The 9,109-nt window shown below is 64.7% G+C and carries 9 protein-coding genes; all 9 read left to right on the top strand.

Annotation, left to right across the window (positions count from 1 at the left end):
• The first annotated feature begins 9 nt into the window (after window positions 1-9).
• A complete protein-coding gene (locus tag B7G66_RS02290) occupies window positions 10-2,112 on the top strand; it encodes an ATP-dependent helicase (protein WP_003618860.1) in 2,103 nt (700 codons plus the stop codon).
• Between the two features lie 13 nt (window positions 2,113-2,125).
• Window positions 2,126-2,773, top strand: coding sequence for an SOS response-associated peptidase (locus B7G66_RS02285; protein WP_003618862.1), 648 nt, complete (start codon window positions 2,126-2,128; stop codon window positions 2,771-2,773).
• 418 nt (window positions 2,774-3,191) lie between these two features.
• Complete coding sequence (gene trbB, locus B7G66_RS02280; protein ID WP_003618866.1) at window positions 3,192-4,160, top strand: P-type conjugative transfer ATPase TrbB; 969 nt, start codon at window positions 3,192-3,194, stop codon at window positions 4,158-4,160.
• Window positions 4,157-4,483 carry a TrbC/VirB2 family protein gene (locus B7G66_RS02275; RefSeq protein ID WP_040510593.1) on the top strand — a complete coding sequence of 109 codons (327 nt, stop codon included), beginning with the start codon at window positions 4,157-4,159 and terminating at the stop codon, window positions 4,481-4,483. Before trbB ends, B7G66_RS02275 begins: the two co-directional genes overlap by 4 nt.
• Window positions 4,483-4,749, top strand: a complete 267-nt coding sequence (locus B7G66_RS02270; protein ID WP_003618868.1) for a VirB3 family type IV secretion system protein — start codon at window positions 4,483-4,485, stop codon at window positions 4,747-4,749. The genes B7G66_RS02275 and B7G66_RS02270 overlap by 1 nt, the downstream gene beginning before the upstream one ends.
• 7 nt (window positions 4,750-4,756) lie before the next feature.
• Entirely contained in the window at window positions 4,757-7,183 is a 2,427-nt protein-coding gene (gene trbE, locus B7G66_RS02265) for a conjugal transfer protein TrbE (protein ID WP_003618869.1), read from the top strand.
• On the top strand, window positions 7,180-7,926 hold the full coding sequence (gene trbJ, locus B7G66_RS02260) for a P-type conjugative transfer protein TrbJ (RefSeq protein WP_040510596.1): 747 nt from the start codon (window positions 7,180-7,182) through the stop codon (window positions 7,924-7,926). The genes trbE and trbJ overlap by 4 nt, the downstream gene beginning before the upstream one ends.
• On the top strand, window positions 7,926-8,198 hold the full coding sequence (trbK-alt, locus tag B7G66_RS02255; protein ID WP_003618871.1) for a putative entry exclusion protein TrbK-alt: 273 nt from the start codon (window positions 7,926-7,928) through the stop codon (window positions 8,196-8,198). The genes trbJ and trbK-alt overlap by 1 nt, the downstream gene beginning before the upstream one ends.
• A gap of 4 nt (window positions 8,199-8,202) precedes the next feature.
• On the top strand, window positions 8,203-9,109 hold a 907-nt coding region (trbL, locus tag B7G66_RS02250), incomplete at its 3' end, for a P-type conjugative transfer protein TrbL (protein WP_048858818.1).

Below are 9,109 nucleotides of genomic sequence, written 5' to 3'. Positions count from 1 at the left end.
GCTAAGGAATTGAATCCAGAACCTTCTCCCGCTTCGGGCAGCGACGATTATCTGTCCCGTCTGAATGACGCCCAGCGACAGGCGGTCACGCATGGGACCGGAGTCTCGCCGGGCGGGGCGGACTCTTCTCCGTTGCTGGTCATCGCGGGCGCGGGATCGGGCAAGACCAACACGCTGGCGCATCGGGTGGCCCATCTGATCGCCTCGGGCGCCGATCCGCGCCGCATCCTGCTGCTGACCTTCTCCCGGCGCGCCAGTGTCGAGATGACGCGATGTGTGGAGCGCATTTGCAAAACGGTGCTGGGAGACAAGGCTGGTCCTCTGGCCGACGCGCTGGCCTGGGCCGGGACGTTCCATTCCATCGGTGCCCGGCTGCTGCGGGAGTATGCCCAGCAGATCGGTATGGATCCGGCCTTCTCGATCCATGACCGGGAGGATTCCGCTGATCTGATGAATCTGATCCGCCATGATCTGGGTTTTTCGAAAACCGAAAAGCGGTTCCCCGGCAAAGGCACGTGTCTGGCCATCTATTCCCGTGTGGTGAATTCCGGCGCACCGCTCGCCGATGTGCTGCTGAAGCACTACCCATGGTGCGCGGGTTGGGAAGTCCAGTTGAAACAGCTCTTTGCAGGCTATGTCACGGCCAAACAGGAACAGGGTGTTCTGGATTACGACGATCTGCTCCTGTGCTGGGCGCAGATGGTCAGCGATCCGGTGCTTGCCGCCGACATCGGCGGCAAATGGGATCATGTGCTGGTTGATGAGTATCAGGATACCAACCGGCTGCAGGCAGACATCCTGCTAGGCATGAAACCCGACGGGAGCGGGTTGACGGTGGTGGGCGATGACGCGCAGTCGATCTACGCCTTCCGGGCCGCGACCGTGCGCAACATTCTTGATTTTCCGGCGTCCTTCGATCCACCGGCCCGTGTAGTGACGCTGGATAGGAACTATCGTTCCACGAAACCCATTTTGGATGCGGCCAATGCCGTGATCGGAGAAGCAGCCGAGCGTTTCACCAAGGATCTGTGGACCGACCGGGCGTCGGAAGAAAAGCCGCGACTGGTCACCATATGGGATGACACCGCCCAGGCGAACTACATCGCCGATCGGGTCCTGGAAGAGCGTGAGGCCGGGACACCGATGAAGCAGCAGGCCGTGCTGTTCCGGGCTTCGCACCATAGCGGCACGCTGGAGGTGGAACTGACCCGGCGGAACATTCCGTTCGTGAAATTTGGCGGTCTGAAGTTTCTCGACAGTGCGCATGTGAAAGATGTGCTGGCGCTATTGCGCTTTGCCCAGAACCCGCGCGATCGCATCGCGGGCTTCCGGGTGTTGCAGCTTTTGCTAGGCGTGGGGCCAAGTTCGGCCCGGCGCGTGCTGGATACGATGGGCGAGAGTGCGCATCCCTTCGAGGCGCTGAAGGATGTCAAAGCGCCACAACGCAGCGGCGAGGTCTGGACGGGTTTCGTGAACCTGCTGACAGCCGTTGGCAGCCATCAGGTCGGCTGGCCCGGTGAGATCGCGGCCGTCCGGTACTGGTATGAGCCGCATCTGGAGCGGCTGCATGAGGACGCCTCCACCCGTCTGGCTGATCTGGTGCAGCTTGAGCAGATCGCCGGCGGCTATCCGTCACGCGAGAAGTTCCTGACCGAACTGACGCTGGACCCGCCGGATGTCACGTCCGATCAGGCTGGCGTGCCGCTGCTGGACGAGGACTATCTGATCCTCTCCACCATTCATTCCGCCAAGGGGCAGGAATGGAAGAATGTCTTCGTGATGAATGCTGTGGATGGCTGCATTCCGTCCGATCTGGCCACCGGTGAGAAGGATGACATCGAGGAGGAACGTCGCCTGCTCTATGTGGCCATGACAAGGGCGAAGGACAGTCTCGATATCATGGTGCCGCAGCGTTTCTATGTGCACGGTCAGCACAGTCGGGGCGACCGGCATGTCTATGCCTCGCGCACACGTTTCATCGACCGGGACATGCTGCCTCTGTTTCAGTCAGTGGCGTGGCCGGTCGTGAAACCGGAGGAACAGGTCCGGCAGGAGGCGGTGAAATCCGTAAGGATCGATATGGCGGCCAGATTACGCGGCATGTGGTCATAAGGGAGCAGGACCGATGTGCAATCTCTATTCCATGACCTCCAACCCGCAGGCGATCAGGGAGATCGCGAAAGTCCTTGAGGATCGCACAGGCAATCTTCAGCCGTTGCCCGAGATCTGGCCGAATACGATGGCACCGGTCGTGCGGAATGGCGACAATGGTCGCGAACTGGTCATGGCGCGCTGGGGCATGCCGACACCGCCCGGTTATCTCAGGGGGCACAAGGTCGATCGTGGTGTCACCAACATCCGCAATCCGACCTCGACATGGTGGAAGTGCTGGGAAGGTGTTGCCCATCGCTGTCTGGTGCCGCTGACCGCCTTCTCGGAACCGGAGCGTCTGCCCGACGGGAAATCGCGGCCGGTGTGGTTTGCCCGCAGCGACGGAGAGCCATTGGCCTTCTTTGCCGGGATCTGGTGTCGTTGGACGTCAGTGCGGAAACTGGCTGATGGAGAGACGACGGATGACCTGTTCGGGTTTCTGACCACCGACGCCAACCGGGACGTAGGAGCGGTCCATCCGAAGGCCATGCCAGTGATCCTGACGCAGCCGGACGAACTGGATGTATGGATGAACGCGCCGGCAGTAGAGGCTCTGTGCCTTCAGCGGCCGCTGCCGGATGGCGTGCTTGCTTGTGTCGAAGAGCCGCGTCCGTTCGGATGACAGTTATGATGGGGGTGCAGTCCGCTCTCCATCTTCAAGTTCTATCACTTTCCGGCTCTTTTTTCGAACCTGCTGACGAGACCGACTGACAGATCACACGACCTTCTTCAGCACCGGACTGGCCTTGAAGCGCACGGTATTGCCGACCTTGGTCTTGTGGATGATGAACGTCCCGAAGAACGGCGGCAATAAAGGCTTTGCTCATGCGGGCACAGCTCCGTGTCGTGGTCGATTCCAGAAAACGGTAGCAGCGCCCTGTCGCCCCGTCAGCGCCCAAACAGCAACCTACTCCTATGCAAGTTCTTCTATCCCGGCGCCCTACGGTCCCAGAGACTTGTTGCGCTTCCGTGTTCGTGCCTCTTTCTAATCAACCCCGCTGATCCACAGCCTCCCTCGGGAGGCCAATCGCGGGTTTCCGATGACCGTTGCGCCTTTCCGTTCCGAAGCCGTTGCCCGGGGCACGCGCATGCTGCGCACTGCCCTTGGGTCGGCGATTGCCGGGCATCTTGATGATCCGTCGATCGTCGAGGTGATGCTCAATCCGGACGGCCGACTGTGGATCGACCGGCTCGCCAGCGGGATGGAGGATACCGGCACCCGGATCACGCCTGCCGACGCCGAGCGGATCGTCCGTCTTGTCGCCCATCATGTCGGGGTCGAGGTGCATCCCGCCAGCCCCCGCGTCTCCGCCGAACTGCCGGGCAGCGGGGAGCGGTTCGAAGGGTTGGTGCCCCCGGTGGTGGCAGCACCGTGCTTCGCCATCCGGCGTCCGGCGGTCGCGGTGTTCTCGCTCGACGATTATGTGACTGCCGGCATCATGACCGCCGCACAGGCCGCGTTTCTGCGCCGTGCCGTCGCCGAGCGTCAGAATATTCTCGTTGCCGGCGGCACCTCCACCGGCAAGACCACGCTGGTCAACGCCCTGCTGGCCGAGATCGCGCAGACCGGCGACCGGGTGGTGCTGATCGAGGACACCCGCGAACTGCAATGCGCCGCGCCCAACCTGGTTGCCCTGCGCACCAGAGACGGCGCGGCCTCGCTCTCCGACCTGGTGCGCTCCTCGCTGCGTCTGCGCCCCGACCGGATTCCGATCGGCGAGGTGCGCGGCGCCGAAGCGCTCGACCTGCTCAAGGCCTGGGGCACCGGTCATCCCGGCGGGGTCGGCACCCTGCACGCCGGGTCTGCGATCGGCGCCCTGCGCCGGTTGGAGCAGTTGATCCAGGAAGCCGTCGTCACTGTACCGCGCGCCCTGATCGCCGAGACGATCGACGTCATCGCGGTGCTGTCCGGGCGCGGCAGCGCGCGGCGGCTGGCCGAACTCGCCACTGTCCGGGGCCTGACCCCGGACGGGGACTACATCCTCGCATCCGCCGGAGATCCGCCATGACAAGCATGATTGCCCTGCGCCGCCGCTTTCCCGTGGCTGGCGCCACGCTCTCGCTCGCCCTGCTGTCGGCGCCGGCCTACGCCTCGGGCTCCAGCATGCCGTGGGAAACCCCGCTCAACGAGATACTGGAATCCGTGCAGGGGCCGGTGGCCAAGATCATCTCGGTGATCATCATTACCGTGACCGGTCTGACCCTGGCCTTCGGGGAGACCTCGGGCGGCTTCCGCCGCCTGATCCAGATCGTCTTCGGCCTGTCGATCGCCTTTGCCGCGTCCAGCTTCTTCCTGTCCTTCTTCTCCTTCTCGGGCGGGGCGCTGATCTGATGGAGCCGGACAGCATTCCCGGCTTCACCGCCCCGGTGCATCGCGCCCTGATCGAGCCGATCCTGCTCGGCGGGGCGCCGCGCACGGTGGCGATCGTCACCGGCACGCTGTCGGCAGCGATCGGCCTCGGCCTGCGGCTGTGGATCGCCGGTGGGATCTTCTGGCTGGTCGGCCATCTCGCCGCCGTCTGGGCCGCCAAGCGAGATCCCGCCTTCGTCGACGTGGTGCGCCGGCACCTGCGCTATCCCACCCATATGGTCGGATGAGGTCGCCATGATGAACCTTGCCGAATACCGCCATCGTCGCGACCGTCTCGCCGATTTTCTGCCCTGGGCGGCGCTGGTCGCCAGAGGCGTGGTGCTGAACAAGGATGGCGCCTTCCAGCGCACCGCGCGCTTTCGCGGTCCGGACCTGGACTCCTCGACCGCATCCGAACTGGTCGCGATCACGTCCCGCCTGAACAACGCCCTACGGCGGCTCGGCTCCGGCTGGGCCATTTTCGTGGAGGCGCAGCGCCGACAAGCGCGGGGCTATCCTTCCAGCCCGTTCCCCGATCCGGCCTCCGAACTGGTCGACGCCGAGCGTCGGGCGCAGTTCGAGGAAGAGGGTGCCCATTACGAGAGCCGCTATTTCCTCACCCTGGTCTGGCTGCCACCGGCGGACGACGCCGCCCGCGCGGAGGCCTGGCTCTACGAGAACCGCGCCCGTGGCGGCTCCGACTGGCAGGCCGTGGTCGCGGGATTCATTGATCAGACCGACCGGGTGCTGGCGCTACTCGACGGCTTCATGCCGGAAGCCGACTGGCCCGATGACGGCGAAACCCTGACCTATCTCCACTCCTGCATCTCCACCCGCCTGCAGCGGGTCCGGGTGCCAGAAATCCCGATGCACCTCGATGCCATCCTGGTGGACGAGGAACTGACCGGCGGGCTGGAGCCGCGCCTGGGTGACGCCCATTTGCGCACGCTCACAATTACCGGCTTTCCCACCCAGACCTGGCCGGGGCTGCTGGACGAGCTGAACCGGCTGGCCTTTCCCTATCGCTGGTCGACGCGGGCGATCTGTCTCGACCGCACTGACGCGACCAGAGCGCTGGGCAAGATCCGGCGGCAATGGTTCGCCAAGCGCAAATCGATCATGGCCATCCTCAAGGAGGTGATGACCAACGAGGCGTCGGTGCTGCTGGATTCCGATGCCGCCAACAAGGCCGCCGATGCCGATGCGGCGTTGCAGGAACTCGGCACCGATCAGGTCGGGCAGGCCTATGTCACCGCCACCGTCACGGTGTGGGACGAGGATCCGGCGGTCGCCGCCGATCGGCTGCGTCTGGTGGAGAAGACCATCCAGGGCCGCGATTTCACCTGCATGCGCGAGACGGTGAACGCACTCGAAGCCTGGTTCGGCAGCCTGCCGGGCCATGTCTACGCCAATGTCCGCCAGCCCTGCGTCTCCACCCTGAACCTCGCGCACATGATCCCGCTCTCTGCGGTGTGGGCCGGACCGGAGCGGGACGGGCACTTTGCCGCCCCGCCGTTATTTTATGCCCGTACCGAGGGTTCTACGCCGTTCCGCTTTGCACTCCACGTCGGCGATGTTGGCCACACGCTGATCGCCGGGCCGACCGGTGCCGGCAAGTCGGTGCTGCTGGCCTTCATGGCGATGCAGTTTCGTCGCTATGCCGGGGCGCAGATCTTCGCCTTCGATTTCGGTGGCTCGATCCGCGCGGCAACGCTTGCGATGGGCGGCGACTGGCACGATCTCGGCGGCGCGCTGGCGCAGGACGGGAACGAACCCGTCGCGTTGCAGCCGCTGGCGCGCATCGACGAGCCAGGCGAACGGGCCTGGGCGGCGGAATGGGTCGCGACATTACTGGAGCGCGAGGGGATCACTGTCGCGCCCGATCTCAAGGAGCATCTGTGGTCGGCGCTGACCTCGCTGGCCTCGGCCCCGGTTGCGGAACGCACCCTCACCGGCCTGTCGGCGCTGCTCCAGTCGCTGGCGCTGAAACAGGCGTTGCAGCCTTATTGTGTCGGCGGGCCGTGGGGTAGCCTGCTCGACGCCGAGCATGAGCGGCTGGGCGTCGCCGATATCCAGTCCTTCGAAATCGAGGGGCTGATCGGCTCGGGTGCCGCGTCCACCGTGCTGTCCTATCTGTTCCATCGTATCGAGGACCGGTTTGACGGCAGCCCGACGCTGCTGATCATCGATGAGGGCTGGCTGGCGCTGGACGATCGCGCCTTTGCCGGGCAGTTGCGGGAATGGCTGAAGACGCTGCGCAAGAAGAACGCTTCCGTCATCTTCGCCACCCAGTCGCTGGCCGATATCGATGCCAGCCCGATCGCCCCCGCGCTGATCGAGAGCTGCCCGACGCGGGTGTTCCTGCCCAATGACCGGGCGCTGGAGCCGCAGATCGCCGCGATCTATCGCCGCTTCGGGTTGAACGATCGCCAGATCGAGATCCTCAGCCGGGCGACACCCAAGCGCGATTATTACTGCCAGTCCCGGCGGGGCAACCGGCTGTTCGATCTCGGCCTGTCCGAGGTGGCGCTGGCCTTCACCGCCGCGTCCTCGCCCGCCGACCAGGCCGCCATCGACCGGATCTTTGCCCGGCATGGGCGCGACGGGTTCGCGGCGGCATGGCTAATGCACAAAGGTGTTGAGTGGGCGGTGGAGATGCTCAATCCGGGAGAGGGATCATGAAAAACATGCCGACAATGAAATCAGTTTTCGTGTCCGGCGTTGCTCTGGTGCTGCCGTTTTCCGTGAGTGCGCCAGCCCATGCGCAATGGGCAGTCTATGACGGGGCCAATCATGTGCAGAGCGTCCTGATTGCCGCTCGGGCACTGCAGCAGGTCAACCAGCAGGCGCAGAGCCTGCTCAACGAAGCGACCATGCTGGAGAACCAGGCCCGCAATCTCGCGAACCTCCCGCTCTCCGTCCTGTCGCCGCTGGAGCAATCAATCCAGCAGACGGAGCAGATCGTCGGCCAGGCGCGAGGGCTCTCCTATAACCTGACCAGTATCGATCAGGCATTTTCGCAGACCTACCCGCAGGCGCTCGGCAGCCCGTCCTCGGCGACGCAGATGACCGCCGACGCGCAGACGCGATGGCAGAACGCGCGGGGTGCCTATCAGGACGGGCTGCGCGTGCAGACCGGCGCGGTGCAGAATCTTGATGCCACGCGCAGCCAGATCGACAGTCTGGTCACCTCGAGCCAGTCCGCGACCGGCGCCCTGCAGGCCGCGCAATCGGGCAACCAGCTGACCGCGCTGCAGACGCGCCAGCTTGCCGACCTCACCGCAGTCGTCACGGCGATGGGCCGCGCCCAGGCGCTGGACGGTGCGCGTCAGGTCGAAGGCGAGGAACAGGGCCGGGCACAACTGGCGAATTTCCTCAATTACGGCGCCGGCTACACCTCCGGCTCCGCGCAGATGTTCCATTGATGCGCTGGCCACGTCTCTCCCCGCCGATCGTCTTCCGGCTGGCTGCCGTCGGGCTGGTCGTTCTGATCATCGTGGCCGCAAGCCTTCATCTCCGGCATATCCCCCGTGACGTCGGCGTGCCGGATCTTGGGCCGCCGGGGTCTCGTGACCGGTTGGCCGTCGGTCTCGCGCGCTGCCAGGCCCTCGGCATGAAGGCCGACGGCGATCCGGCTTGCGAAGCGATCTGGGCCGAGAACCGCAAGCGCTTCTTTGCGCCCGAAACCGCACGGTGACGCCATGCAGCAGGGCACCGGCGTCATCGACAATTTCCTTGCCATCTTCACCCAATATATCGATTCCGGCTTCGGTCTGGTGCAGGGCGACGTTCACTGGCTCGCCGCCACCCTGATCACGATCGACATCACCCTGGCCGGGCTGTTCTGGACGCTGGCGCCGGACGAGGACGTACTGGCGCGGCTGATCCGCAAGACCCTGTTCATAGGCATGTTTGCCTTCATCATCGGGAATTTTAACGGTCTCGCCCGCATCATCTATGAATCCTTCGCAGGCCTCGGCATCGAGGCTGGTGGTGGCCATCTCACCCAGGCGCAGCTTCTCCAGCCGGGGCGGCTGGCGCAGGTCGGCATCGATGCCGGCAAGCCGATCCTGACCTCGATTTCCTCGCTGGTCGGTTTCGTGGCCATCTTCAACAACGCAATCCAGATCGTGGTGCTGCTGCTCGCCTGGCTGATCGTGGTCATCAGTTTCTTTGTCATGGCGATCCAGCTTTTCGTGGCGCTGATCGAGTTCAAGCTGACCACACTCGCAGGCTTCGTGCTGGTGCCCTTCGGCCTGTTCGGTCGCACCGCCTTCCTCGCCGAGAAGGTGCTGGGCAATGTCGTCTCGTCCGGGATCAAGGTGCTGATGCTGGCCGTCATCGTCGGCATCGGCTCGACGGTGTTCGGCCAGTTCACCAGTGGTTTCAACAACCCGCCCACCATCAATGATGCGCTGACCCTGATTCTCGCCTCCCTGACGCTGCTCGGCCTGACCGTGTTCGGACCGGCATTGGCCAACGGGCTGATCGCCGGTGGTCCGCAGTTGGGGGCTGGCTCCGCTGTCGCCACGGCGGCTGGTGTGGTCGGCGCTGGTGTGGCTGCCGCATCCGGGGCCGGACTGGCCGTGGGGGCCGCGGCCGCCGCCG

Source organism: Novacetimonas hansenii JCM 7643, assembly GCF_000964405.1.
Taxonomy (GTDB): Bacteria; Pseudomonadota; Alphaproteobacteria; order Acetobacterales; family Acetobacteraceae; genus Novacetimonas; species Novacetimonas hansenii.
This window is presented reverse-complemented; position numbering and strand designations above follow the sequence as displayed.